The sequence below is a fragment of the Kluyvera genomosp. 2 genome (assembly GCF_036759865.1).
Lineage (GTDB): Bacteria > Pseudomonadota > Gammaproteobacteria > Enterobacterales > Enterobacteriaceae > Kluyvera > Kluyvera ascorbata_B.
This window is the reverse complement of the sequence record NZ_JAPKIA010000001.1, coordinates 228,417-252,901: the sequence shown is the minus strand read 5'-3', so window position 1 is coordinate 252,901 and position 24,485 is coordinate 228,417. Positions and strand designations below refer to the sequence as shown.

Genomic DNA, 24,485 nt, shown 5'->3' with positions numbered 1-24,485 from the left:
GGCTGCCGGTTAGTAGCCCGGGCAAGTGTGGCTCCGCCAGAGAGGGCTCTGAGCCATTGTTTGCCGCAAAAAATACCGGCCATCAAGCCGGTATTTTTTTGTCTGTTTAATGAGGAGAATGACGTGATAAGAATCATACTGGTTGCCGCCATGGCGATCGTGCTCAGCGGATGCGGTAGTATTATCAGTCGAACGATCCCCGGGCAGGGCCACGGAAACCAGTACTATCCGGGCGTGAAGTGGGACCTGCGCGACTCTGCCTGGCGCTATGTCACCATCATCGACCTGCCGTTTTCACTGGTGTTTGACACGCTGCTGCTCCCTATTGACGCCAGCCATGGCCCCTACGAGTAGCTAGCGTTCATCCCATTCATCCGCGGCGGTCTGCCCCTCTTCCGTATCGAGAGAGGGCTCCAGCTGGTATTCGCCTTCGTTCCACTCGTGCAGCGTGTTTTCCTCCAGCCACTCCTGACGCAGTTCTATCTCATCAAAATCGCCGTCAAACACGCTCTGCGCGGCTTCACCGCTGAGCATAGGCAGACACTCTCCTTCACCGTCTTCATCGGCGAAGAACTCGGCCTGCCACATGATGTCACCGTCTTGTAAAACGTACTTTTGCATATTGAACTGCTGTACGTCCGCTTCACTCTCCTCAAGACCAGGGTTATCGGCGAGAAAAGTTTCGCGTGCCGCATCAATAGCTTCTTCGAGCGTGGCGTATAAAGTCATCTCAACTCCCTGCAATTTGACGTGGTATTCAGGGAAATAATAGCTGAAGTTTTCGGTTGTACACGCCCTGCGCGATGTTTTCATACTCAGCGCAGGGCAAGGATGACTAGGGGCGGGAGGGCTCGGGGCTACGGCGCAGGCTAAAACCGGTATAAATAGCGTTAAACAGGACCACCGTGGCGGTGACGCAGAATACGGCGCGGAAACCGTAGTTGGCCGACACCGCGGCGCCGATTAGCGGCCCGGTGACGTTACCGATATCGCGGAACGACTGGTTATAGCTGAATATGCGCCCGGCGATCTGATTACTGGAGTTATAGACCAGCAGCGTTTGTACGGCCGGCAGCAGCGCGCCGTCAGCGGCACCGAGCAGAAAACGCAGAATGCCAAGCTGCAGCGGGTTTTGTACAAATGACATGGGAATCAGCAGCAGCACGGAAACGATCAGCGCGGCAATCAGAATTTTTTCAGGCCCAATACGGTCGCCCAGCTTGCCTAACCGCGGCGCGCAGATCAACGCCGCCACGCCGGGTACCGAGGCTATCATGCCGCTGACAAAGGCAATATCGCTGATGTTACCCGCTAAATCGCGGACGTAGAGCGTCAGAATGGGGGCAATCGAGCCGGTCGCCACCTGAATAATCAGCGTGGTGACGAACAGGCTGAGCACCAGTTCGCGGTTTTTCAGCGAACCAAACACCTCTTTGACGTGCAGCATCTCTTTTTTGGACACCGGCGTGAACTGTTCGCGGATGAAAAACAGCGTCAGCACAAAGCAGATAAACAGCACGGTAGCGGTCATAAAGAACACCGGACGCAGACCATAGTTATCGGCCAGAAAGCCGCCGGCCAGCGGCCCGAGCAGCGCACCGCTGACGGCGCCGGTGGACAGCGTGCCCAGCGCCCAACCGCTCTTATGGCGTGGAATTTGCGTGGCGATCAGCGCATTGGCGTTGGGAATAAAGCCGCCAAGCAGGCCGAGCAGCGCGCGCAGAATCAGAAACTGCCAGATATTCTGCGCCATCCCCATCAGCAGCATGACGATAGCCATGCCTAGCGCCGAGCGCAGCAGCATGATTTTACGCCCCTTGCGGTCGGCTAATCCGCCCCACAGCGGCGAGGCGATAGCGGAAAACAGGAACGTGATGCTGAATACCAGGCCAGACCACATGTTCAGCGCGCCATGTCCGGTCACGCCAAGCTGTTCAACGTAAAGCGGGAGGAAGGGCATGACGAGGCTGAAGGCGGCGCCGGTTAAAAAACAGCCTAGCCAGACGACAGCGAGGTTACGCTTCCAGTTAATGGGGGCATCTGAGGGTTGCATAAGGTTCCGCAGGAAAAAGGGTGTATTTGTAAGCCTGCTAATTATGCGCCTGTGTTCATATCACCGCAACGCGAAGGGCTTTTAAAGCTAAAACGCGCGCGGTCGGGGACCGCGCACGGGGGATCAGTAGCGAGAAGGAACGCCTTCCGGGCGGGTTTTAAAGCGTCGGTGCAGCCACATATATTGCTCGGGGGCCATCATGATGCATTTCTCAACGACGGTGTTCATCCACGCCGCGGTAGTTTCAGCATCATCGAGCGGCGGATTACACTCCGGTTCAAGGATGATCAGCTCATAGCCTTTACCGTCCGGCTTACGACGCGGTACGAACGGTACCACGCAGGCCTTTGACATTTTGGCCAGCATCCAGGTGCCGGAGGTCGTCGCGGCGTCTTTGACCGCGAACAGCGGTACAAACACGCTGGCGCGCGGGCCGTAGTCGTGATCCGGCGCGTACCAGATAATCTCGCCGTTTTTCAGCGCTCTGATCATGCCCTTCAGATCCTTACGATCGATCATGCTTTTATTCGAGCGCATACGGCCCCAGGTCTGCAGCCAGTCAAGAACCGGATTGTCGTTTGGCCGATAGACGCCGATCCCCGGGTTATGGATACCGAACATACGGGCACCCATTTCGAGGGTCAGGAAATGGATACCGATCAGCAGAACGCCGCGCCCTGAATCCTGCACGCTGCGAATGTGTTCGAGGCCGCTGGCGTCCATCCAGCGATTGATGCGTTTAGTCGGCCAGAACCAGGCGATGCCGGTTTCCATCACGCCCATGCCCACGGACTCAAAATTCTTTACCACCATTCGGTGACGCTCGGCCGCGCTCATTTCCGGGAAACAGAGCTCAAGGTTGCGATAGGCAATTTTCGCGCGGCGCTTCATCAAGCGCATGGCCAGATGCCCCATGGCGTTGCCGAGGCGATAGATGACCGGATACGGCAGTTGAACAACCAGCCAGAGCAGGCCAATACCCAGCCAGGAGGGCCAGTAGCGGGGGTGCAGCAGCGCAGCGGTGAACTTAGGTAACTGGGTCATGTGTTTCCTGTTTTTACGAGCAACGGGTTCTATTGTCGCACTATTTTTCCCTCAACCAAAATGCGGGGGGCGCAAGTGGCGCTATTTTAGGCAGAGTTTTTACGCGCCAGGATTAATGGTGATGAAAATGTAGCGCAAAATGTGGGGATGTAAATTAACGATGATTGCTATATCATGCGCCCCGATCATAACTCTCCATTCTATTTTGCAGGATAAGAACACCATGCCAGTGTTGCATAACCGCATTTCGAATGAGACGCTGAAAGCGCAAATGCTGGCTGAAACCGAGCCGCGCACCACCATCTCATTCTATAAATATTTCACCATCGTCGATCCAAAAGCGACCCGCGATGCCCTCTACATTGCGCTGACCGAACTGAAGGTCTTTGGTCGCATCTATCTCGCCCATGAAGGGATTAACGCCCAGATAAGCGTGCCGGCAAGTCAGGTCGAAAGCCTGCGTGAGCGTCTGTACCGCTTCGATCCGGCGCTGAAGGACCTGCGTCTGAACATCGCGCTGGATGATGACGGCAAATCCTTCTGGGTGCTGCGTATGAAGGTGCGCGATCGTATCGTGGCCGACGGCATTGACGATCCGACCTTTGACGCCAGCGACGTTGGCGATTATCTGAAGGCGGCGGAAGTGAACGCCATGCTTGACGATCCGGATGCGGTGTTTATCGATATGCGTAATCACTACGAATATGAGGTAGGCCATTTCGAACAGGCGCTGGAGATCCCGGCGGACACCTTCCGCGAACAGCTGCCGAAAGCCGTTGAGATGATGCAGGAACATAAAGATAAAAAGATCGTGATGTACTGTACCGGCGGTATTCGTTGTGAAAAAGCCAGCGCATGGATGAAACACAACGGCTTTAAGCAGGTGTGGCATATTGAAGGCGGAATCATTGAATACGCCCGCCGCGCTCGCGAGCAGGGGCTGCCGGTGCGCTTTATTGGCAAGAATTTTGTCTTTGATGAGCGGATGGGCGAGCGTATTTCCGATGAGGTCATCGCGCATTGCCACCAGTGCGGAACGCCGTGCGACAGCCACACCAACTGTCTTAATGACGGCTGCCATCTGCTGTTTATCCAGTGCCCGGCCTGTGCCGAGAAGTTCGAAGGCTGCTGCAGTGAAGTGTGTCAGGAAGAACACAAGCTGCCGGAAGAGGAACAGCGTCAGCGCCGCGCCGGCCGTGAAAACGGCAATAAGATCTTTAATAAATCGCGCGGCCGTCTGAATACCCGTCTGGGGATCCCCGACCCCCAGGCGCATAATGACTAGCTGAAATAGAGCCAGAGAAGGTCGGCGATGGCCAACAGCATCGATAGCGTCAGATAGAGCATCAGATGCTCGCGAATATTGTTGACCAGAAAGTAGAACAGACGGCGCATAGTCATTCCTGCTAAACGGCCCCGCATCGTCGGGGCCGTTGCTATTTTAGCGGTTAAAGCGGGTGAGGGCGAAGGGACTTAAGTCGAATGCCGGGGCTTGCTGCTGCGCAAACTGCGCGGCAATTTCGCCCAGCACGGTGGCAAACTTAAATCCGTGACCGCTGAGACCGCCGATAAACAGCACATCGGGCTGGCCCGGCAGGGTATCAATAATAAAATCTTCGTCTGGCGAATTGTCATAGGTGCAGGCTGCTCCGTGCAGACAGCCGCCGATACCCGGCAGAATCTGACGCAGGAAGCTAAATGCCTCCGAGCCGTCGGTGGCTACTGCGCCAAATGCTTTACGTTCTTGCGGCTGGTGAATCAGCTGGCCACCGTTGTGCTTACCTATCTTCAGTTCGTTGTCGACGGCCGGAAAACCGTAGAACTGATCGCCGTTCGGCAGCTCGCCGGTGAAGGCCGGGAAGTTATTTTTTTGGCTGTAGCGGCCGTCGGCCTGAAACCAGGCAAAAACCTTACGTACCGGCTGAATCGGCAGCTCAGGGTAAAACTGCTTTACCCAGGTTCCGGCGGTCAGCAGCAGTTTTTTACCTCGCCAGCTACCTTCGGCGGTGTCAATCGTCACGCCGTCAGCATCGCTGTGAATCGCGGTGACCGGGCAGTTAAACAGCTGGGCGCAGCCAGCCTCTTTGGCCATGGCAATCAGCGTTTTGACCGCCAGCTCGCTTTTCAGTACGCCAGAACCCGGCTCGAAAATAGCCCGGTAATGGGCGGGTACGGTAATCTCCGGCCAGCGGGCCATCAGCGCGTCGGCATCAAGCTGCTCTACCTCGAGGTTAAACTGTGCGGCGCTGTGGGCCACGGTGCGCAAAAATTCGGAATCAGCAGGGCCAAGATTGACCACGCCGCTGCGCTCGAACAACGGCTCGCCGCTGACGGCGGCCAGTTCGTCCCACAGCGCCTGGGCACGCAGCACCAGCGGAACATACTTCTCGCCTTCGCCGTAGGCATGACGCATCAGGCGGGTGTCGCCGTGGTGGCTGCCTTCATGATGAGGCGGCATATGGGCGTCGGTCATCAGAACGTTCAGGCCCGCTTTACGGGCGTAATATCCAGCCGCGGCACCAACGGAGCCGCTGCCCAGAATAATGAGATCGTATTGCATAGTCTTTCCTGACGCGATAATAAGGCCGAAATCTGTGTTTTGTAGAGTAATTAAGCCACAGTTGTTATACAAGCGTGAAAACAAGAAAGGCACCCTAAGGTGCCTGTTTGCCCGAAATCGGCGGAAAGTATCGGCGTTAGTGCCTGCGATACTCGTTGACCTGGTAATCGCCAGATTCAATTTTGGCAATCCCGGCTTCCAGTATGGAAATAAACTGACGTGCGACGTCCGTGGTTAGCCACAAGGTCTGGCCAACTTCTGCCTCTTTGCTGCTCGATTGATTGGGGTCTTGGTAGTGCAGGCGCAACATCAGCGCATCATAGCTGTCTACGGTGCTGATGTCCCATCCGACGAGGGGATGGGTCTGGATGACTTCATTATTCTTTTCCATCATAACCCCTTATTTACGTGTTAAAAGGCAACAACTCTCGAGGTTTAATGCAATTTTTTGTGAAGCTTTATCAGTATACAACACTTCAATAAATACTCGAGAATCGAAATCAAAAGCAACATAAATTCCTGAGTTAGCGGCCTGTTTGCGCAATAAACGACCATGTCGGCCATTGTTTTGCCGCTAATGTAAAAAGTGGGGATGGATCACAAAAAAACAAGCGGGAAGATAAAAAAAGCCGGGGCGACCCGGCAAAGACACAATGAGGGAAAAACTAATCGGTGATGAACCAGTCGTCGGCGCTTTCCCAGGTTTCCTGGAGGATTTCGCTGATGCGGTCTTTGTCTTCTTTAATGCCGCCGATCACGGAAAGGTTATTGTTGGCCGCATAGCGCACGCTGACGGCGCCATCACGGTCCGGAAATTGAGAGTTGATACGGCGGGAAAGTTCGTTGGCCAGCGCGTCTAAGGCGCCTGCCGGCAACGCGGTGGTTTTTGCAATAGTGACTTCAATGCGCATAATTGCCCCCTGTGTAATATACTGTATATTTATACAGTCACTCGCGAATATTTACAACAGGGGGCGTGATTTTATTTTTTTACCGTCCAGCGCAGCGTTTCCCCGGCGAGGAACGGCACCAGGGTGTCATCGCTCAGGGCGATGCTTTCGGCGACCTGGCTTTCTTCGCGCACTAGTTCGACGTAGCCGTCGTTCACCGGCAGGCCGTAGAAACGCGGGCCGTTGAGGGAGCAGAAGCCCTCAAAGTGCGATAAGGCATTCATCTCTTCAAACACCGTCGCGTAGCTGCCCAACGCGGTCGGCGCATTAAAGCAGCCGGCGCAGCCGCAGCTGGCTTCTTTACGATGGCGAGCGTGGGGCGCGGAGTCGGTGCCGAGGAACGCGCGTTCAAAGCCGCTAGCGACCAGCTCACGCAGCGCCTGCTGGTGAATATTACGCTTGAGAATCGGCAGGCAGTACAGATGCGGGCGCACGCCGCCGACCAGCATATGGTTACGGTTAAACATCAGATGCTGCGGTGTGATAGTGGCGGCAAGCAGATCGTTACCGTCGCGCACGTACTCGGCGGCATCTTTGGTGGTGATATGCTCAAACACCACTTTCAGGCCCTGCAGGCGCTGGCGCAGCGGCTCCATGACGGTGTCGATAAAGCGCGCTTCACGGTCGAAGATATCGATGTCCGCGTGGGTGACTTCACCGTGCACCAGCAGCGGCATACCCAATTTTTCCATGCGCTCAAGCACCGGCATAATCGCATCGGTGCTGGTGACGCCGTGGCTGGAGTTGGTGGTGGCATTGGCCGGGTACAGCTTGGCGGCGGTGAATACGCCTTCGTTAAAGCCGCGCTCCAGCTCATTCGGATCGAGAGTATCGGTCAGATAGCAGGTCATCAGCGGCGTGAAATCGTGCCCGGCGGGAACGGCGTCGAAAATACGCTGGCGGTAAGCGATCGCGGCGTCGACGGTGGTAATCGGCGGAACCAGGTTCGGCATGATAATTGCGCGGCCATACAGCTCACTGGTATACGGTACAACCGTTTTCAGCATCTCGCCGTCGCGAAGATGGATGTGCCAGTCGTCTGGGCGGCGAATTTTCAGAACTTGCGGTAGTGCGGTCATGTAAGGCTCCGGCTGGTGGGATATCAGTCATTTTTGCCGGGCACTAAGGATAAGCGGAAACGTTTTCCTTTGCATCCTTTTCTGTAAAAAATAACGCGGGGAGGGTGATGCCCGATACGCGATCGGGCATACGTGGCACGAGGCTTAATTGGTGAACGGGATGATAATTTCGCCCGGCTTGACTTCAATGCCCTTGGCGTATTTCTTCGCCAGCGCTTCGCCTCTGCTGGCGTCTTCTTTCAGCACATAGGCCGGCTGCTGGTTAAAGTAGGTACGCAGGGACTGGTTGAGATACGGGATTAACGTCTGTACGACTGACTGCATTTTCTCTGGCGTCACTTTGGCATCCACCACTTCCATTTCCTGCAGGTAAATGGCTCCCTGCTCTTGGTTAAACACCGGCAGCGCCTTCAGCGTCAGCGCGATGTTGGCTTTCTGGCTGCCAAACAACGAATTCAGGTCCAGCTTCGCATCGCCGCTGAGGGTCACTTTATTGGGCTCTGCGCGGCCAATCGCACTGGTCAGATTGTTAAGGACGATATGGGCGTCGGCGACGCCGGGGACCCCGATATCTTTGGAGAAGTTATTCCGTTTTTGCAACGCCTGGTTAATCTCCTGCTCGCTGACGGAATACTGCGTCAGCTGATTGCAGCCGACGACCAGACCGCTGACGATCAGGGCGGCAATGACAAACAATTTTTTCATGGGGTTCCTCAACGTAAAGCGTTGTATGCATCCTGACATAAAGCAGCATACGCTGTCAGTAGGTCTCTGACAGCGGAAAATACTGAAAGTGCCGCCGACGGACAAAATGGCTGAGGCCGTGGGCCGCGAAACGGCGCGAAAGCGGTCGCGTGCGCCGATCAATAACGCCACGAGACGGGGCACCGATGACAAAAAAATCGCCGCTGCATTTTATCACATTTCTCAATTGCTTAGCCGCAGAGGCCCGGCCAGGAGAAACATCTTCATTTTCCGCGCTATCTCACCTTTTCACGTATTGCCAGCGGTAACCCTTTTTTATCACAATGCAAAAAGACAGCGTGTTGTTTTCATTGGCTGCCGTCAGGCAGGTATAGTGAAATGACCAGGGTATAGATTGGGTACAGGAGTAGTGAGATGTTTGGCTATCGCAGTAATGTGCCGAAAGTGAGGTTAACGACGGACCGGCTGGTTGTTCGGCTGATCCATGACCGAGACGCATGGCGTCTGGCGGACTATTACGCCGAAAATCGGCAGTTTTTAAAACCCTGGGAGCCCATTCGCGATGACAGCCACTGCTACCCCTCCGGGTGGCAGGCGCGCCTGTCGATGATTAATGAATTCCATAAGCAGGGCACGGCCTTTTATTTTGCGCTGCTCGACCCGGAAGAGAAGGAAATTATCGGCGTAGCCAATTTCTCCAACGTGGTGCGCGGTTCATTTCACGCCTGCTATCTCGGTTACTCGATTGGCCAGAAATGGCAGGGGCAGGGCATGATGTACGAAGCGCTCACCAGCGCCATTCGCTATATGCAGCGCACGCAGCATATTCACCGCATCATGGCGAACTATATGCCGCATAATCAGCGCAGCGGGAATCTGCTGGCGCGCCTTGGCTTCGAAAAAGAAGGTTATGCGAAGGACTACTTATTGATTGACGGCGAATGGCGCGATCATGTGCTGACCGCGTTAACCACCCCACAATGGACGCCTGGCCGCTAAGGAAAAACGATGAAATACCAATTAACACCTCTTGAAGCTCGAGTGATCGGCTGTCTGCTGGAAAAGCAGGTCACCACGCCGGAGCAGTATCCGCTGTCCATTAACGCCGTGGCGACGGCCTGTAACCAGAAAACCAACCGCGAGCCGGTGATGACGCTCAGCGAAGCCGAGGTGCAGGAGCAGCTCGATACCCTGGTGAAGCGCCATTATTTACGCACGGTGAGCGGCTTCGGCAATCGTGTGACCAAATACGAGCAGCGTTTTTGTAACTCTGAGTTCGGCGATCTGAAGCTCTCCTCCGCGGAAGTGGCGCTGGTCACTACGCTGCTGCTGCGCGGGGCTCAAACCCCTGGCGAGCTGCGCGGTCGCGCCCAGCGGATGCACGAATTTGCCGATATGGCGGAAGTCGAAAGCACCCTTGAACGGCTGGCAAATCGCGAGGACGGCCCGTTTGTGGTGCGCCTGCCGCGCGAGCCGGGTAAACGTGAAAGCCGCTACATGCATCTGTTCAGCGGCGAGGTCGACCTCCAGGCTGCGGCGGTTCAGAGCGACGCGTCGGCGGTCGATGACGATCTGCGCGCGCGCGTTGAGGCGCTGGAAGGTGAGGTTGCCGAACTGAAACAGCGCCTGGATTCACTGCTGGCGCATTTAGGGGAGTAATCAGCATGGCGAAGATTCGCATTGGCGTCGTTGGGCTGGGCGGAATCGCCCAGAAGGCGTGGCTGCCGGTCGTCAGCGCGGCGACCGACTGGACGCTGCAGGCGGCGTGGTCGCCGGGCAAAGAGAAAGCGCTGAAGGTGTGCGAAGCCTACCGAATGCCGTATGCCGACTCGCTGGCGTCGTTGGCGGCCCAGTGCGACGCGGTCTTTGTGCATAGCTCTACCGCCTCGCACTACGCGGTGGTGAGCGAGCTGCTCAATGCCGGCGTTCACGTCTGCGTGGATAAGCCGCTGGCCGATAAGCTCGACGACGCCGAACGCCTGGTGGCGCTGGCGGCACGTAAAAATCTGACCCTGATGGTGGGCTTTAACCGTCGCTTCTCGCCGCTGTATCGCGAGCTGAAAAAGCGCGCGGGAGAGATGTCTTCGCTGCGCATGGATAAACACCGTAGCGACAGCGTCGGGCCGCACGATCTGCGCTTTACCCTGCTTGATGATTACCTGCACGTAGTCGACACCGCGCTATGGCTGGCGGGGGGCAGAGCGAAGCTCGGCGGCGGCGTTCTGCACACCACCGACGAAGGCTGTCTGTTCTATGCTGAGCATCACTTCAGCCAGCCGGGTCTGCAAATCACCACCAGCATGCACCGCCGCGCGGGCAGCCAGCGTGAGTCAGTGCTGGCGGTCGCGGACGGTGGTCTGTACGACGTGACCGACATGCGCGAATGGCGTGAGGAGCGCGGCGCGGGCGTGGTGACCCGGCCGATTCCCGGCTGGCAAACCACGCTTGAGCAGCGCGGTTTTGTGGGTTGCGCGCGACACTTTATCGAATGCGTGCAAAATCAGACCGTTCCGGAAACGGCGGGAGAGCAGGCCATCCTGGCGCAGCGTATCGTTGAAGGGTTGTGGCGTGAGGCGATCCGCGAGTAGGACGTGCCGTAGGCCGGATAAGCGCAGCGCCATCCGGCACCCTATGGCACATGACCGGAGCAATCCACTGTAACAACTGGCAGTAGCAATTCATCCCGAACCCGGTAGACTAACGCCACTTTTTTAGCGCTCATCCATCGGGCGCTCGTTCCGGTTTGTGGAATCACAAGTTAATGAACCTATTAAAATCGCTGGCAGCCGTCAGCTCGATGACAATGTTTTCGCGCGTGCTGGGTTTTGCGCGCGACGCGATTGTGGCCAGGGTGTTTGGTGCCGGTATGGCAACCGACGCCTTTTTCGTGGCGTTTAAGCTGCCGAACCTGCTGCGCCGTATCTTTGCCGAAGGCGCTTTTTCCCAGGCATTCGTGCCGATTCTTGCCGAATACAAAAGCAAACAGGGCGAAGAGGCCACGCGGGTCTTTGTCGCTTATGTCTCCGGGCTGCTGACGCTGGCGCTGGCGATCGTCACCGTGCTCGGGATGCTGGCGGCGCCGTGGGTGATCACCATTACCGCACCGGGCTTTGCCGATACCGCCGATAAGTTTGCGCTGACCACGCAGCTGCTGCGCATTACCTTCCCGTATATCCTGCTGATCTCGCTGGCTTCGCTGGTGGGGGCCATTCTGAACACCTGGAACCGTTTCTCGGTGCCGGCCTTTGCGCCGACGTTCCTCAATATCAGCATGATAGGCTTTGCGCTGTTTGCCGCGCCGCACTTCCATCCGCCGGTGCTGGCGCTGGCGTGGGCGGTAACGGTCGGCGGCGTGCTGCAGCTGGCCTATCAGCTGCCGCACCTGAAAAAAATTGGCATGCTGGTGCTGCCGCGTATCAGCTTTAAAGATGCTGGCGCGGTGCGGGTGGTGAAACAGATGGGACCGGCGATCCTCGGCGTCTCGGTCAGCCAGATCTCACTCATCATCAATACCATCTTTGCTTCGTTCCTCGTCTCGGGCTCCGTGTCGTGGATGTACTACGCCGATCGCCTGATGGAGTTCCCCTCCGGCGTTCTGGGCGTGGCGCTGGGCACCATTCTGCTGCCGTCGCTGTCGAAAAGTTTCGCCAGCGGCAACCACGATGAATATTGCCGCCTGATGGACTGGGGGCTGCGTTTATGCTTCCTGCTGGCGCTGCCGAGCGCCGTGGCGTTGGGTATTCTGGCTAAACCGCTCACCGTCGCGCTGTTCCAGTATGGCAAGTTTACCGCCTTTGACGCGGCCATGACTCAGCGCGCGCTGGTCGCCTACTCGGTTGGCCTGATGGGGCTGATTGTGGTGAAGGTGCTGGCGCCGGGCTTTTACTCGCGTCAGGACATTAAAACGCCGGTTAAAATTGCCATCGTGACGCTGATCATGACCCAGGTGATGAACCTGGCGTTTATCGGCCCGCTTAAACACGCCGGGCTGTCGCTGTCGATTGGTCTGGCAGCCTGTCTGAACGCTGCGCTGCTGTACTGGCAGCTGCGTAAGCAGAAAATCTTCACGCCGCAGCCGGGCTGGGGCGCGTTCTTAGTGCGTCTGGTGGTGTCGGTGCTGGTCATGGCGGCCGCGCTGCTCGGCATGATGTACGTAATGCCGGAGTGGTCTCTGGGCACCATGCCATATCGTCTGCTGCGCCTGCTGGGCGTGGTGGTGGTCGGCGTGGTGGCCTATTTTGCGACGCTGGCGATTCTGGGCTTCAAGATTAAAGAGTTTGCGCGCCGGACGGCGTAATGAAGGGGCACTTCGCGGGGTCGTTTTTGACCCCGCACGCTGTCAGACAGAGAATTTCTTCGCGCTGCGGGCGATAGGGTTGCCCGCCGCCTGACCATCCTTTCCGTACAGCCCCGTTTCCTGATACGGCTTCAGTACCGCAATCGCCTGCTGGTTGCGGACAATCTGCCCTTCCAGAAGCCAGCCGTTATGCTGGTTTAAGCGACGCAGCTGCTGCGTGGTCTCGGTAATATGCTGCCAGCGGCCGCTGATGTCTTCAGCATCGTCGCTGCGCTGGGCGTCTTGTTCGACGCGACGCTGTTTTTCCAGGTAGTCCAGCGTGGCCAGCAGAGAGCTTTTCTCTTCCGTAATGCTGGCAAGCTGCAGGCCGTTAACGTTACCCGCAGAGAGCTGCTGTTGCTCAGCATCCATCACCGTTTTCAACGAATGAAGGATGCTGGTCATTTGGTCCAGAATGGCTGACAAACTGCTCATGTGATTATTTACTCTGCAGATAATCTTGCGTGTCCTGGATTAACGCGTCGGCAATTTTACCGGTGTCCATCTTTAACTCGCCGTTACGAATGGCGGTTTTCAGTTCCTCAACGCGCGCCATATTGATATCACCGCTGCTTGAACGGGTCAGTGCGGTCTGTGCATTGCTCAGGGTGACGCTGGCGCTGGTGGCCGTTTCGGTTTTTTCCGCGCGCACTTTCTGTGAATGGGTTTCCGGAGTTTCGCGATGCTGTACCGCCGTTACCGCTTTCAAAGATGATGTACGATCGATGCTCATGATGTATTCCTCATTGGAGGCTTTTGTATGGCGCAGGCGCCGACTCTCATTAATTGTTAATTATCTATCGGCAAGCGACACATATTCTTTAAGAAGTTTATAGATTAATCAGAATATTCCCATCAGCGCCGACCTGCCCGCTGACCACCTGGCCAGAGGGCATTCGCACCCGCGCGTTCTGGGCAACGGCGGCGTTATTTAACGCCTGGCCTTCACTATTAATACTAAAGCCTTCACCCTGCGCAACCACCATGACTTTTTGCCCGGCTTTCACCCGCCATGACTGGCGCACCATCGACAGCTGAAGCGGCTGGCCTATCGCCACGTCGCGCAGGCTGATGGCATCTTCTGCCTGCGACAGCGTGAGCATCGTACGCGGCGGTAGTTGGTCGAGTCGCCCACGCATCAACGCCACGCTCTGTGCTTCGATGGGGGCCCCGCGCACGATGGGGGCGGCGGCGACCACGTAGTTACCCATCGCCTGAACGTTGACCTGTAAAAACTGTTTCGCGTTTCCGCACTGGGCCTGCACCGTCAAATTTCCCCACAGCCGCGAGTTGCCCGGCGTGCTGAACGTGGGCGCTTCGCAGGCAAGCGGCTGGCGTTGCGTATTGCGCAGACTCACGCTGACTTCATCGCTAAAACCGGCAAGCCGCTGGCTAAAAAACGCAGTCAGCTGCGTCTGAATATCGGCCGCCTGAACCAGCGGGCTAAAGGCCAGTATCGCAGCGGTGAGTGGGGCAATGAGCTGACGCATTGAACGCTCCAGTGGGTGGCGAATGGACGTATTTTACCCATCTTGCGATGACATCAACGCAACAAATAGCGACGCATATTGCGTTTATTCCGGCGATGACGCGCGCGTAATGAGAATTAAGCTGTCGGCTGAAACTTTGTCATTAGCGGAGGAGACATGCTCGATAAACTCGACGCCGCATTACGTTTTCAGCAAGAGGCATTAAACCTGCGCGCCGAACGGCAGGAAATTCTGGCTGCCAATATCGCGAACGCCGATACCCCAGGGTTTCAGGCGCGCGATATTGATTTTTCCAGCGAACTTAAAAAAGTGATGGCGCGCGGACGTCCGGAAAACAGCGGCGTGGCGCTGACCCTGACCTCTGAACGGCATATTCCAGCCCAGGCGATCTCTACGCCCAACGCCGATCTGTTGTATCGCATTCCTGACCAGCCCGCGTTGGACGGCAACACCGTCGATATGGACCGGGAACGCACGCAGTTCGCCGATAACAGCCTCCAGTACCAGACCGGGCTTTCGGTTCTGGGCGGACAAATCAAGGGCATGATGAGTGTCCTGCAGGGGAACTAATCCATGGCATTACTCAATATCTTCGACGTTGCCGGCTCCGCGCTAACCGCGCAGTCCAAACGTCTTAACGTGGCCGCCAGTAACCTGGCGAACGCCGACAGCGTAGCCGGGCCGGACGGCCAGCCGTATCGCGCCAAACAGGTGGTGTTCCAGGTAGATGCCCCGATGGGGGCAGCGACCGGCGGCGTGAAGGTGGCCGACGTGGTGGAAAGCCAGGATCCGGACAAGCTGGTTTATCAACCGGGTAATCCGCTGGCGGACGCTAAAGGCTATGTACGTATGCCGAACGTGGATGTCGTGGGAGAGATGGTTAACACCATGTCGGCGTCACGCAGCTATCAGGCGAACGTCGAGGTTCTCAATACCGTGAAGAGCATGATGCTCAAAACGCTGACGCTTGGGCAATAACGGAGGTCACCGATGTCTGTCGTAGCCAATATTAACGATACCACCAGCAGCAGCGCGACTTCGTCATCGTCGTCGCTCAGCAGTTCCGGCACCAACAGTTCGTCCGATCTGCAAAGCAGCTTTCTGACGCTGCTGGTCGCTCAGCTGAAAAACCAGGATCCAACCAATCCGCTGCAAAACAACGAACTCACCTCACAGCTGGCGCAGATCAGCACCCTGAGCGGCATTGAGAAGCTCAACACCACGCTGGGGTCTATCTCCGGACAGATCAACAGCGGCCAGTCGCTGCAGGCCAGCGCGCTGGTCGGCCACGGGGTGATGATTCCGGGCAGCACCATTCTGGCAGGCAAAAACAGCAGCGATGAGACCAGCGTGGACACCACGCCGTTTGGTATTGAGCTGACGCAGGCCGCTGAGAAGGTGACGGCCACTATCGTCGACGGTACCGGTAAGGTCGTCCGCACGCTGAACTTAGGGGCGCAGACCGCGGGCGTACATACCTATACCTGGGACGGCAAGATGGACGACGGTACCGCAGCGCCGGACGGCGCCTACAACATCAACTTTGCCGCCAGCCAGGGCACCACGCAGCTGGTGGTTCAGCCGCTGCAGTTCGCACTGGTGCAGGGCGTCACGCTCGGCAGCGATGGCAACAAACTGGATTTGGGAACGTACGGCACCACCACGCTGGATCAGGTTCGCCAGATTATTTAAGCCTTTAACTATTTCAGGAGAGACGTTATGGCCTTTTCACAAGCGGTCAGCGGTTTAAACGCGGCTGCCACCAACCTCGATGTTATCGGCAACAACATCGCCAACTCCGCCACCTATGGCTTTAAATCGGGGACCGCCTCGTTTGCCGATATGTTCGCCGGCTCCAAAGTCGGGCTGGGGGTCAAAGTGGCGGGAATTACCCAGGACTTTACCGACGGTACGACAACCAACACCGGCCGCGCGCTGGACGTGGCAATCAGCCAGAACGGCTTCTTCCGCCTGGTGGATGCCAATGGTTCCGTTTACTACAGCCGTAACGGCCAGTTTAAGCTCGATGAAAACCGCAATCTGGTCAATACCCAGGGCCTGAGCGTGACCGGTTACCCGGCTACCGGTTCACCTGCGACGATCCAGCAGGGGGCTAACCCGGTTGCGCTGACGATTCCGAATACGCTGATGTCGGCAAAAGCGACGTCGACGGCAGCGATGCAGATGAACCTGAACTCCACCGACAGCGCTATTACCAAGACCTTTAACGCCAGCGATCCGGATACCTACAACAAAAAGGGTACCGTGACGGTTTATGACACCCTCGGTAACGCCCATGACATGAACGTTTATTACGTGAAGAACACGGATAACAAGTGGGATGTCTGGACGCTGGACTCTAGCGTCAGCGGCGCAACCCCGGTGAAAGCGGCGCAGATGGAGTTTTCCTCTAGCGGCACGCTGCTTGGCGTCACGAACTATAAAGCGGATGCCACCGCAACGGACGGTTGGGCTCTGGATACGGCAACAGGCGCGAATGCGGCTCCGCAGATCAATATTACGCTCGCAGGGTTAAATGGCTCCGCCACTAACACCACGTTCAGCCTGAGCTTCCTCAACTCGATGCAGCAGAACACCGGTTCGAACGATATCGTCGCCACCACTCAGAACGGCTTCGCGCCGGGCAACCTGGTGAGCTACCAGATCAACGAAGACGGCACGGTGGTGGGTAACTACTCCAACCAGCAAAGCCAGCTGCTGGGGCAGATCGTGCTGGCGAACTTCGCCAACAACGAAGGCCTGAAGTCGGAAGGCGACAACGTCTGGTCGGCAACTCAGTCTTCCGGTGTCGCGCTGCTGGGCACCGCCGGTACCGGTAACTTCGGCTCGCTGACCAACGGTGCGCTGGAAGCATCCAACGTTGACCTCAGCAAAGAGCTGGTGAATATGATCGTCGCGCAGCGTAACTATCAGTCGAACGCGCAGACTATCAAGACCCAGGATCAGATCCTCAACACGCTGGTTAACCTGCGTTAATCGCTTAACAGGGTAACGTTATGGATCACGCCATATACACGGCCATGGGTGCCGCCAGCCAGACCATGCAGCAGCAGGCGGTCACGGCGAGCAACCTGGCCAACACCTCGACGCCGGGCTTTCGCGCCCAGCTGACGGCGATGCGCGCGGTGCCGGTGGTCGGCCCGATTGTGGAAACCCGTACGCTGGTTGCCGCCACCACGCCGGGGGCGGATATGACGCCCGGGCAGCTCGACTACACCGCGCGTCCGCTGGACGTCGCGGTGCAGCAGGACGGCTGGCTGGCGGTACGCGCGGCCGACGGCACGGAAGGGTATACCCGCAACGGTAATATCCAGGTCAGCGCCACCGGACAACTGACTATCCAGGGCAACCCGGTCATCGGCGAAGCCGGGCCGCTGAACGTGCCGGAAGGCTCGCAGGTGACCATTGCCGCCGATGGCACCATCTCCGCGCTCACCCCGGGGGACCCGCCGAATACGGTGTCGCCGGTGGGCAAACTGAAGATGGTCAAAGCTAACCCGACCGAAGTCGCCCGCGGCGATGACGGGCTGTTCCACCTGACGCCGACGGCCATTGCCGCGCGCGGGCAGGCACTGCAGGCCGACCCGACGCTGCGCCTGCAGTCCGGCGTGCTGGAGGGGAGCAACGTGAAACCCGTGGCGGCGATGGCGGATATGATCGCCAGTTCGCGCCGTTTTGAAATGCAGATGAAGGTTATCAGCAGCGTGGATGAAAACACGCAGAAAGCTAACCAGCTGCTGTCCATGAGCTAAGGAAAATTATGATCAGTTCATTGTGGATCGCCAAAACCGGTCTCGACGCGCAGCAAACCAATATGGACGTTATCGCCAACAACCTGGCGAACGTCAGTACTAATGGTTTTAAGCGCCAGCGCGCGGTGTTTGAAGACTTGCTCTATCAAACCGTGCGCCAGCCGGGTGCGCAATCATCCGAGCAAACGACGCTGCCTTCCGGCCTGCAGATCGGTACCGGGGTACGCCCCGTCGCCACCGAGCGCCTGCACAGCCAGGGCAACCTGTCGCAAACCAATAACAGCAAAGACGTGGCGATCAAAGGCGAAGGGTTCTTCCAGATCCTGCTGCCGGACGGCTCGTCGGCGTATACCCGCGATGGCTCGTTCCAGGTTGACCAGAACGGCCAGCTGGTGACCTCCAGCGGCTATCAGGTGCAGCCGGCGATCACCATTCCGGCGAACGCCATCAGCATCACCATTGGCCGCGACGGGATCGTCAGTGTGACCCAGCAGGGGCAGGCGAATCCGGTGCAGGTGGGGCAGTTGAACCTGTCGACCTTCATGAACGAAACCGGTCTCGAAAGTATCGGGGAAAACCTGTACATCGAAACCCAGGCGTCGGGCGCACCGAACGACACCACGCCGGGCTTGAACGGCGCGGGGCTGCTGTATCAGGGCTATGTTGAAACCTCGAACGTCAACGTGGCGGAAGAGCTGGTCAACATGATTCAGGTGCAGCGTGCGTACGAAATCAACAGTAAAGCGGTATCGACGACTGACCAGATGCTGCAAAAACTGACGCAGCTGTAACGGTAAGCAGGGCGACTACATTGCCGGATGGCGACGCTCACGTTGCTTATCCGGCCTACGGACTTCCATCGTTTGTAGGCCGGATAAGGCGAAGCCGCCATCCGGCACTCCGTCGCCATCCGGCACTCCGTCGCCATCCGGCACTCCGTCGCCAGGCTGAGCGACGCGAGGCCGAGATGTTCCCGAGATTCAGAAGAAGAAAACAATGCAAAAATCCGCAGCGTTTCGTTATCCGCTTTTAACCGTCATCGCCATGAGCGTGGCGGGATGTGCATGGATCCCCTCTAAGCCGCTGGTCGAAGGGGCGACGACCGCACAACCGATCCCCGGCCCGGTGCCGGTGGTGAACGGTTCTATTTTCCAGACCGCTCAGCCGATTAACTACGGCTACCAGCCGCTGTTTGAAGACCGTCGTCCGCGCAATATTGGCGATACGCTGACCATTCAGCTGCAGGAAAACGTCAGCGCAAGCAAGAGCTCGTCAGCGAATGCCAGCCGCGATGGCAAAACCAGCTTTGGCATTGATACGGTGCCGCGCTATCTGCAAGGGCTGTTTGGCAATGCGCGCGCCGACGTGGACTCCTCCGGCAGCAACTCGTTTAACGGTAAGGGCGGCGCGAATGCCAGCAACACCTTTAGCGGCACGCTGACCGTGACCGTCGACCAGGTGCTGGTCAACGGCAACCTGCACGTGGTGGGCGAGAAACAAATCGCCATCAACCAGGGGACCGAATTTATCCGCTTCTCCGGCGTGGTTAACCCGCGCACGATCAGCGGTAGTAACACCGTTCCGTCGACGCAGGTGGCGGATGCGCGCATCGAATACGTCGGCAACGGCTATATCAACGAAGCGCAGAATATGGGCTGGCTGCAGCGTTTCTTCCTTAACTTATCGCCGATGTAACGAGGTGAACCATGTTTAAAACTCTGCTTACTCTGGCGCTGGTGCTGGTCACCGGCCTGGCGCACGCCGAGCGCATCCGCGATCTGACCAGCGTCCAGGGCGTCAGGGAAAACTCGCTGATAGGCTACGGTCTGGTCGTGGGCCTGGACGGCACGGGCGATCAGACGACCCAGACACCGTTCACCACCCAGAGCCTGAATAACATGCTGTCGCAGCTGGGGATCACCGTCCCAGCGGGCACGAATATGCAGCTGAAAAACGTGGCGGCGGTGATGGTAACCGCACAGCTACCGGCCTTTGGTCGTCAGGGGCAGACCATCGATGTGGTGGTCTCTTCCATGGGCAACGCCAAAAGCCTGCGCGGCGGCACGCTGCTGATGACCCCGATGAAGGGCGTCGACAGTCAGGTGTATGCGCTGGCTCAAGGCAACATTCTGGTCGGCGGCGCGGGCGCGTCGGCGGGCGGCAGCAGCGTTCAGGTGAACCAGCTTAACGGCGGGCGTATCACCGGCGGCGCGACCATTGAACGCGAGCTGCCGAGCCAGTTCGGCGCGGGCAACACCATCAATCTGCAGCTCAATGATGATGACTTCACTATGGCGCAGCAGATTGCCGACACCATTAACCGCCGCAGCAGCCTGGGTAACGCCACCGCGCTGGACGCGCGTACCGTCCAGGTGCGCGCGCCGGTCGGTGGCAGCGGTCAGGTGCGGTTACTGGCCGATATCCAGAACCTGGAAGTGGGGATGCCGCCGCAGGACGCGAAGATCATTATCAACTCGCGTACCGGTTCGGTGGTGATGAACCGCGAAGTGACGCTGGATACCTGTGCCGTGGCGCAGGGCAATCTCTCCGTGTCGGTTAACCGTTCCGCACAGGTCAGCCAGCCGGATACGCCGTTCGCCGGTGGTCAGACGGTGGTTACACCGCAAACCCAGATAGACCTGCGCCAGAGCGGCGGTTCGTTGCAGAGCGTGCGCGCTAGCGCCAATCTTAACAACGTAGTGCGCGCGCTGAACGCACTGGGCGCTTCGCCAATGGAGCTGATGTCGATTATTCAGGCCATGCAGAGCGCGGGCTGCCTGCGCGCCAAGGTGGAGATTGTCTGATGCTGACCGACAGCAAATTACTGTCTAGCGCCGCGTGGGATGCGCAGTCGCTGAACGAGCTGAAAACCAAAGCCGGGCAAGACCCGCAGGCCAACCTGCGTCCGGTGGCGCGTCAGGTGGAGGGGATGTTCGTGCAGATGATGTTGAAAAGTATGCGCGAAGCCCTGCCCAAAGACGGGCTGTTCAGCAGCGATCAGACCCGGCTCTATACCAGTATGTATGACCAGCAAATCGCCCAACAGATGACCGCCGGGAAGGGCCTTGGCCTGGCCGATGAGATGGTCAAACAGCTGTCGGCGCAGCAGCAGGAACCGGCTGACTCCGTCGGCCAGGTTCCGATGAAGTTTGATATGCAAACGGTCACCAGCTACCAGAACGCCGCGCTGACGCAGATGGTGCGTAAAGCGCTGCCGAAGGCGCCGGACAACAGCGATACGCCGCTGTCCGGCGACAGTAAAGACTTCCTCGCACAGCTGTCGCTGCCCGCGCGGCTGGCGAGCGAGCAGAGCGGTATTCCGCATCACCTGATTCTGGCGCAGGCGGCGCTGGAATCCGGCTGGGGCCAGCGGCAGATTCGCCGCGAGAACGGTGAACCAAGCTTTAACCTGTTTGGCGTGAAAGCGTCCGGCGACTGGAAGGGCAAGGTTACCGAGATCACCACCACAGAATTTGAAAACGGCGAGGCGAAAAAGGTGAAGGCGAAGTTCCGCGTTTACGGCTCGTATCTGGAAGCGCTGTCTGACTATGTCAGCCTGCTGACCCGCAACCCGCGCTATGCGGCGGTGACCTCGGCGGCGACGGCAGAGCAGGGCGCGCAGGCGCTACAGAACGCCGGATATGCGACCGATCCGCAGTACGCGCGCAAGCTGACCAGCATGATTCAGCAGTTGAAATCAATGAGCGATAAGGTCAGCAGCGCCTACCGAAATGATATTGAAAATCTGTTCTGATTCATCTCAAGTTTGCCGTCCGCCAACCGATAAGTAATACCATGGTCTTAAGAAGGAGCGTTCATGTCCAGTTTAATTAACAGCGCGATGAGCGGGCTCAGCGCCGCGCAGTCGGCGCTGAATACCACCAGTAACAACATCGCAAGCTATAACGTCGCCGGCTACACGCGTCAGACAACGGTGCTGGCCTCTGCCAACAGTACGCTGGGTGCCGGCGGTTGGGTGGGCAACGGTGTGTACGTCTCTGGCGTGCAGCGTGAATATAATGCCTTCATTACCAACCAGCTGCGCTCGGCGCAGAGCCAGAGCAGCGGTTTAACCACCCGCTATGAGCAGGTGTCGAAAATTGACAATATGCTCTCCAGCTCAACCAACAACCTGTCGACAACGCTGCAGGATTTCTTCAGCAGCCTGCAAACGCTGGTTAGCAACGCCGAAGATCCGGCGGCGCGCCAGACCGTGCTCGGCAAGGCCGACGGCGTCGTGAACCAGTTTAAGGTGACGGATCAGTATCTGCGCGATCAGGACAAGCAGGTTAACCTGTCGATTGCCTCGAGCGTTGATCAGATCAACAACTACACCTCACAGATCGCCAGCCTCAACGACAAGATCTCGCGCCTGACCGGCGTGGGCGCCGGAGCGTCACCGAACGACCTGCTGGACCAGCGCGATCAGCTGGTGAGCGATCTGAACAAGCTGGTGGGCGTGGAAGTCAGCGTGCAGGACGGCAGCACCTACAACATCACCATGGCCAATGGCTATACGCTGGTGGCGGGGACGAAGTCAAACCAGCTTGCCGCGGTACCGAGCAGCGCAGACGCGTCGCGCACGACCGTAGCGTATGTGGATAATGTAGCCGGCAACGTGGAAATCCCGGAAAAACTGCTGACCACCGGTTCGCTGGGCGGCCTGCTGACCTTCCGTTCACAGGACCTGGACCAGACCCGTAATAGCCTGAACCAGATGGCGCTGGCCTTTGCCGACGCGTTTAACCAGGTGCATCGCGGCGGGATTGATGCCGATGGCAACACCAACGTCGATTTCTTCGACTTCGGCGATCCATCGGTAGTGGCTAACGGTAAAAACAGCGGTAAAGCCGAGCTGACGGCGACGATGACCAGTTCATCGGCGGTGCAGGCGACCGATTATCGTATTACCAAAACCGATTCCGGCTGGGAAGTGACTCGTCTGTCCAACAACACGAGCGTGACGCTGGACCCGACCAGTGACGCGCAGACTCTGGTGTTTGATGGTCTGTCGGTCAAAGTTGACAGCACCAAGGGCGCTGCCAACACCGGCGACAGCTTTACCGTTAAACCGGTCAGCGACACCATTGTGAATATGAAGGTGGCCATCAGCAGTGAATCGCAGATTGCGATGGGGCTGGCGGATACCACCACTGGCACGAGCGTGGGTGAAAGCGATAACCGTAACGGACAGAAGCTGCTGGATCTGCAAAACAGCAAGGTAGTCGGCGGATCGAAGACCTTTAACGATGCCTACGCCGCGCTGGTCAGTAATATCGGTACCCAAACGGCGACGCTGAAGAGCAGCAGTACCACTCAGGCGAACGTGGTGACCCAGCTGAGCAATCAGCAGCAGTCTATCTCCGGGGTTAACCTCGACGAAGAGTACGGTAACCTGCAGCTGTTTCAGCAGTACTATCTGGCCAATGCGCAGGTGCTGCAAACCGCCAGCACGCTGTTCGATGCATTAATTAATATCCGCTAAGGAAGGGGGCAGCCATGCGCGTGAGTACCATCATGATGTACCAGCAGAATATGAGAGGCATCACGGACTCTCAGTCTGAATGGTTAAAGTACGGCGAACAGATGTCTACCGGCAAGCGGGTTAACCGCGCCTCAGATGACCCGGTCGCCGCGTCGCAGGCGGTGGTGCTGTCGCAGGCCCAGGCGCAGAACAGCCAGTACGCTACCGCGCGAACCTTTGCCACCCAGCGCGTATCGATTGAAGAAAGCACGTTGTCGCAGGTGACCACTGCGATTCAGTCGGCGCAGGAGAAGATCGTTTATGCCGGTAACGGCACGCTGAGCGACGATGACCGCGCTTCGCTGGCAACCGACCTGCAAGGGATCCGCGACCAGTTAATGAACCTGGCCAACAGCCAGGACGGTAATGGGCGTTACATTTTTGCGGGCTATAAAACGGATACGCCACCGTTTAGCGATGATGGCACCTACGTCGGCGGCAATATCAACGTTGAGCAGCAGGTGGATTCGTCGCGGACCATGGTTATCGGGCACACGGGCAATCTGATTTTTGATAATGCGACCAGCAATGCCAAGCCGGATGCGGATAAAAACATTTTTACCGCGCTCGATACGGCCATTGCTCAGCTGAAAATCCCGGTCGCTGACGATGAAACCGCCCAGGCGACGGCATCGGCGGCGATTGATAAAACTAACCGCAGCCTGAGCAATGCGTTGAATAACGTGCTGACCGTTCGCGCCGAACTGGGCACCCAGCTCAATGAGCTGGATAAGCTGGATTCCCTGGGCGATGACCGTGCGCTGGCGCAAACGCAGCAGATGAGCAACCTGGTGGATGTGGACTGGAACTCGACGATTTCCAACTACACCATGCAGCAAACGGCGCTGCAGGCGGCCTATAAAGCCTTTACCGATATGCAGGGCATGTCACTGTTCCAACTGAATAAATAACAACATGCAGTTTTGAACATGTCTGGAAACTGGATATGTTTTTGTCGCCCGCGTCACTAC

Annotated in this window: 30 protein-coding genes; 18 read left to right on the top strand and 12 right to left on the bottom strand. The window is 57.6% G+C overall.

What is annotated here, in order from left to right; all coding sequences use genetic code 11:
- Positions 1 to 126 precede the first annotated feature (126 nt).
- The gene (locus V6942_RS01260) at positions 127 to 354 is read left to right on the top strand and encodes a YceK/YidQ family lipoprotein (RefSeq protein ID WP_106926607.1); all 228 of its coding nucleotides are present in this window, start codon (positions 127 to 129) and stop codon (positions 352 to 354) included.
- Here V6942_RS01260 and V6942_RS01255 read toward each other — a convergent pair whose 3' ends face one another.
- The 3 genes from V6942_RS01255 to V6942_RS01245 form a co-directional block, all read right to left on the bottom strand.
- Complete coding sequence (locus V6942_RS01255) at positions 355 to 729, bottom strand: MysB family protein (RefSeq protein WP_333500720.1); 375 nt, start codon at positions 727 to 729, stop codon at positions 355 to 357.
- A gap of 106 nt (positions 730 to 835) precedes the next feature.
- On the bottom strand, positions 836 to 2,053 hold the full coding sequence (mdtG, locus tag V6942_RS01250) for a multidrug efflux MFS transporter MdtG (protein ID WP_106926264.1): 1,218 nt from the start codon (positions 2,051 to 2,053) through the stop codon (positions 836 to 838).
- 123 nt (positions 2,054 to 2,176) lie between these two features.
- Positions 2,177 to 3,097 carry a Kdo(2)-lipid IV(A) acyltransferase gene (locus tag V6942_RS01245; RefSeq protein WP_182929105.1) on the bottom strand — a complete coding sequence of 307 codons (921 nt, stop codon included), beginning with the start codon at positions 3,095 to 3,097 and terminating at the stop codon, positions 2,177 to 2,179.
- A 223-nt stretch (positions 3,098 to 3,320) separates the two neighbouring features.
- On the opposite strand from V6942_RS01245, the gene V6942_RS01240 reads away from it, so the two are divergent.
- Positions 3,321 to 4,382, top strand: a complete 1,062-nt coding sequence (locus V6942_RS01240) for a rhodanese-related sulfurtransferase (RefSeq protein WP_182965624.1) — start codon at positions 3,321 to 3,323, stop codon at positions 4,380 to 4,382.
- Here V6942_RS01240 and V6942_RS01235 read toward each other — a convergent pair.
- The 6 genes from V6942_RS01235 to V6942_RS01210 all read right to left on the bottom strand — a co-directional run bounded on the left by V6942_RS01235 (position 4,379) and on the right by V6942_RS01210 (position 8,391).
- Positions 4,379 to 4,492 (bottom strand): YceO family protein, encoded by a 114-nt coding sequence (locus V6942_RS01235; RefSeq protein WP_106926270.1) that lies wholly within the window; start codon positions 4,490 to 4,492, stop codon positions 4,379 to 4,381. The genes V6942_RS01240 and V6942_RS01235 overlap by 4 nt on opposite strands.
- 46 nt (positions 4,493 to 4,538) lie before the next feature.
- The gene (solA, locus tag V6942_RS01230; protein ID WP_106926272.1) at positions 4,539 to 5,657 is read right to left on the bottom strand and encodes an N-methyl-L-tryptophan oxidase; all 1,119 of its coding nucleotides are present in this window, start codon (positions 5,655 to 5,657) and stop codon (positions 4,539 to 4,541) included.
- Between the two features lie 136 nt (positions 5,658 to 5,793).
- Positions 5,794 to 6,048, bottom strand: coding sequence for a biofilm formation regulator BssS (gene bssS, locus V6942_RS01225; RefSeq protein ID WP_182929104.1), 255 nt, complete (start codon positions 6,046 to 6,048; stop codon positions 5,794 to 5,796).
- A gap of 274 nt (positions 6,049 to 6,322) precedes the next feature.
- A complete protein-coding gene (gene dinI, locus V6942_RS01220) occupies positions 6,323 to 6,568 on the bottom strand; it encodes a DNA damage-inducible protein I (RefSeq protein WP_106926276.1) in 246 nt (81 codons plus the stop codon).
- 71 nt (positions 6,569 to 6,639) lie between these two features.
- Positions 6,640 to 7,686, bottom strand: coding sequence for a dihydroorotase (gene pyrC, locus V6942_RS01215; RefSeq protein WP_333500719.1), 1,047 nt, complete (start codon positions 7,684 to 7,686; stop codon positions 6,640 to 6,642).
- A 144-nt stretch (positions 7,687 to 7,830) separates the two neighbouring features.
- Complete coding sequence (locus V6942_RS01210) at positions 7,831 to 8,391, bottom strand: lipoprotein (RefSeq protein ID WP_106926280.1); 561 nt, start codon at positions 8,389 to 8,391, stop codon at positions 7,831 to 7,833.
- Positions 8,392 to 8,497: 106 nt separating this feature from the next.
- Here V6942_RS01210 and V6942_RS01205 point away from each other — a divergent pair, with 106 nt between their 5' ends.
- The 5 genes from V6942_RS01205 (at position 8,498) to murJ (ending at position 12,688) form a co-directional block, all read left to right on the top strand.
- Positions 8,498 to 8,773 (top strand): hypothetical protein, encoded by a 276-nt coding sequence (locus V6942_RS01205; RefSeq protein WP_182965620.1) that lies wholly within the window; start codon positions 8,498 to 8,500, stop codon positions 8,771 to 8,773.
- 32 nt (positions 8,774 to 8,805) lie between these two features.
- Entirely contained in the window at positions 8,806 to 9,390 is a 585-nt protein-coding gene (gene rimJ, locus V6942_RS01200; RefSeq protein WP_106926282.1) for a ribosomal protein S5-alanine N-acetyltransferase, read from the top strand.
- Positions 9,391 to 9,399: 9 nt separating this feature from the next.
- Positions 9,400 to 10,050 carry a YceH family protein gene (locus V6942_RS01195; RefSeq protein ID WP_182965618.1) on the top strand — a complete coding sequence of 217 codons (651 nt, stop codon included), beginning with the start codon at positions 9,400 to 9,402 and terminating at the stop codon, positions 10,048 to 10,050.
- A gap of 5 nt (positions 10,051 to 10,055) precedes the next feature.
- Positions 10,056 to 10,979, top strand: coding sequence for a Gfo/Idh/MocA family protein (locus V6942_RS01190; protein WP_182929102.1), 924 nt, complete (start codon positions 10,056 to 10,058; stop codon positions 10,977 to 10,979).
- 173 nt (positions 10,980 to 11,152) lie between these two features.
- Positions 11,153 to 12,688: a murein biosynthesis integral membrane protein MurJ gene (murJ, locus tag V6942_RS01185; protein ID WP_106926288.1), complete on the top strand. Its 1,536-nt coding sequence runs from the start codon at positions 11,153 to 11,155 to the stop codon at positions 12,686 to 12,688.
- A gap of 42 nt (positions 12,689 to 12,730) precedes the next feature.
- Here the strand turns inward: murJ and flgN are convergent, their stop codons facing one another.
- From flgN to flgA, 3 genes are all read right to left on the bottom strand, one after another.
- Positions 12,731 to 13,162 carry a flagella biosynthesis chaperone FlgN gene (gene flgN, locus V6942_RS01180; RefSeq protein WP_106926290.1) on the bottom strand — a complete coding sequence of 144 codons (432 nt, stop codon included), beginning with the start codon at positions 13,160 to 13,162 and terminating at the stop codon, positions 12,731 to 12,733.
- A gap of 4 nt (positions 13,163 to 13,166) precedes the next feature.
- On the bottom strand, positions 13,167 to 13,460 hold the full coding sequence (gene flgM, locus V6942_RS01175) for a flagellar biosynthesis anti-sigma factor FlgM (RefSeq protein ID WP_106926292.1): 294 nt from the start codon (positions 13,458 to 13,460) through the stop codon (positions 13,167 to 13,169).
- 97 nt (positions 13,461 to 13,557) lie between these two features.
- Complete coding sequence (gene flgA, locus V6942_RS01170; protein ID WP_106926294.1) at positions 13,558 to 14,217, bottom strand: flagellar basal body P-ring formation chaperone FlgA; 660 nt, start codon at positions 14,215 to 14,217, stop codon at positions 13,558 to 13,560.
- A 156-nt stretch (positions 14,218 to 14,373) separates the two neighbouring features.
- On the opposite strand from flgA, the gene flgB reads away from it, so the two are divergent.
- From flgB to flgL, 11 genes are all read left to right on the top strand, one after another.
- Positions 14,374 to 14,787 carry a flagellar basal body rod protein FlgB gene (flgB, locus tag V6942_RS01165; protein ID WP_106926296.1) on the top strand — a complete coding sequence of 138 codons (414 nt, stop codon included), beginning with the start codon at positions 14,374 to 14,376 and terminating at the stop codon, positions 14,785 to 14,787.
- A gap of 3 nt (positions 14,788 to 14,790) precedes the next feature.
- A complete protein-coding gene (gene flgC, locus V6942_RS01160) occupies positions 14,791 to 15,195 on the top strand; it encodes a flagellar basal body rod protein FlgC (protein WP_064549094.1) in 405 nt (134 codons plus the stop codon).
- A gap of 12 nt (positions 15,196 to 15,207) precedes the next feature.
- A complete protein-coding gene (flgD, locus tag V6942_RS01155; protein ID WP_106926298.1) occupies positions 15,208 to 15,909 on the top strand; it encodes a flagellar hook assembly protein FlgD in 702 nt (233 codons plus the stop codon).
- Positions 15,910 to 15,936: 27 nt separating this feature from the next.
- Positions 15,937 to 17,214 carry a flagellar hook protein FlgE gene (gene flgE, locus V6942_RS01150; RefSeq protein ID WP_106926300.1) on the top strand — a complete coding sequence of 426 codons (1,278 nt, stop codon included), beginning with the start codon at positions 15,937 to 15,939 and terminating at the stop codon, positions 17,212 to 17,214.
- A 20-nt stretch (positions 17,215 to 17,234) separates the two neighbouring features.
- Positions 17,235 to 17,990: a flagellar basal body rod protein FlgF gene (locus V6942_RS01145; RefSeq protein ID WP_106926302.1), complete on the top strand. Its 756-nt coding sequence runs from the start codon at positions 17,235 to 17,237 to the stop codon at positions 17,988 to 17,990.
- An 8-nt stretch (positions 17,991 to 17,998) separates the two neighbouring features.
- Positions 17,999 to 18,781 (top strand): flagellar basal-body rod protein FlgG, encoded by a 783-nt coding sequence (flgG, locus tag V6942_RS01140; protein WP_182929101.1) that lies wholly within the window; start codon positions 17,999 to 18,001, stop codon positions 18,779 to 18,781.
- A gap of 205 nt (positions 18,782 to 18,986) precedes the next feature.
- Positions 18,987 to 19,685, top strand: coding sequence for a flagellar basal body L-ring protein FlgH (gene flgH / locus V6942_RS01135; RefSeq protein ID WP_106926307.1), 699 nt, complete (start codon positions 18,987 to 18,989; stop codon positions 19,683 to 19,685).
- Between the two features lie 11 nt (positions 19,686 to 19,696).
- Complete coding sequence (locus V6942_RS01130) at positions 19,697 to 20,794, top strand: flagellar basal body P-ring protein FlgI (RefSeq protein WP_106926309.1); 1,098 nt, start codon at positions 19,697 to 19,699, stop codon at positions 20,792 to 20,794.
- Positions 20,794 to 21,744: a flagellar assembly peptidoglycan hydrolase FlgJ gene (flgJ, locus tag V6942_RS01125; RefSeq protein ID WP_106926311.1), complete on the top strand. Its 951-nt coding sequence runs from the start codon at positions 20,794 to 20,796 to the stop codon at positions 21,742 to 21,744. The genes V6942_RS01130 and flgJ overlap by 1 nt, the downstream gene beginning before the upstream one ends.
- A gap of 63 nt (positions 21,745 to 21,807) precedes the next feature.
- Entirely contained in the window at positions 21,808 to 23,475 is a 1,668-nt protein-coding gene (gene flgK / locus V6942_RS01120; RefSeq protein ID WP_106926313.1) for a flagellar hook-associated protein FlgK, read from the top strand.
- Positions 23,476 to 23,489: 14 nt separating this feature from the next.
- Positions 23,490 to 24,425 (top strand): flagellar hook-associated protein FlgL, encoded by a 936-nt coding sequence (flgL, locus tag V6942_RS01115; protein WP_106926315.1) that lies wholly within the window; start codon positions 23,490 to 23,492, stop codon positions 24,423 to 24,425.
- The last annotated feature ends 60 nt before the right edge of the window (positions 24,426 to 24,485 follow it).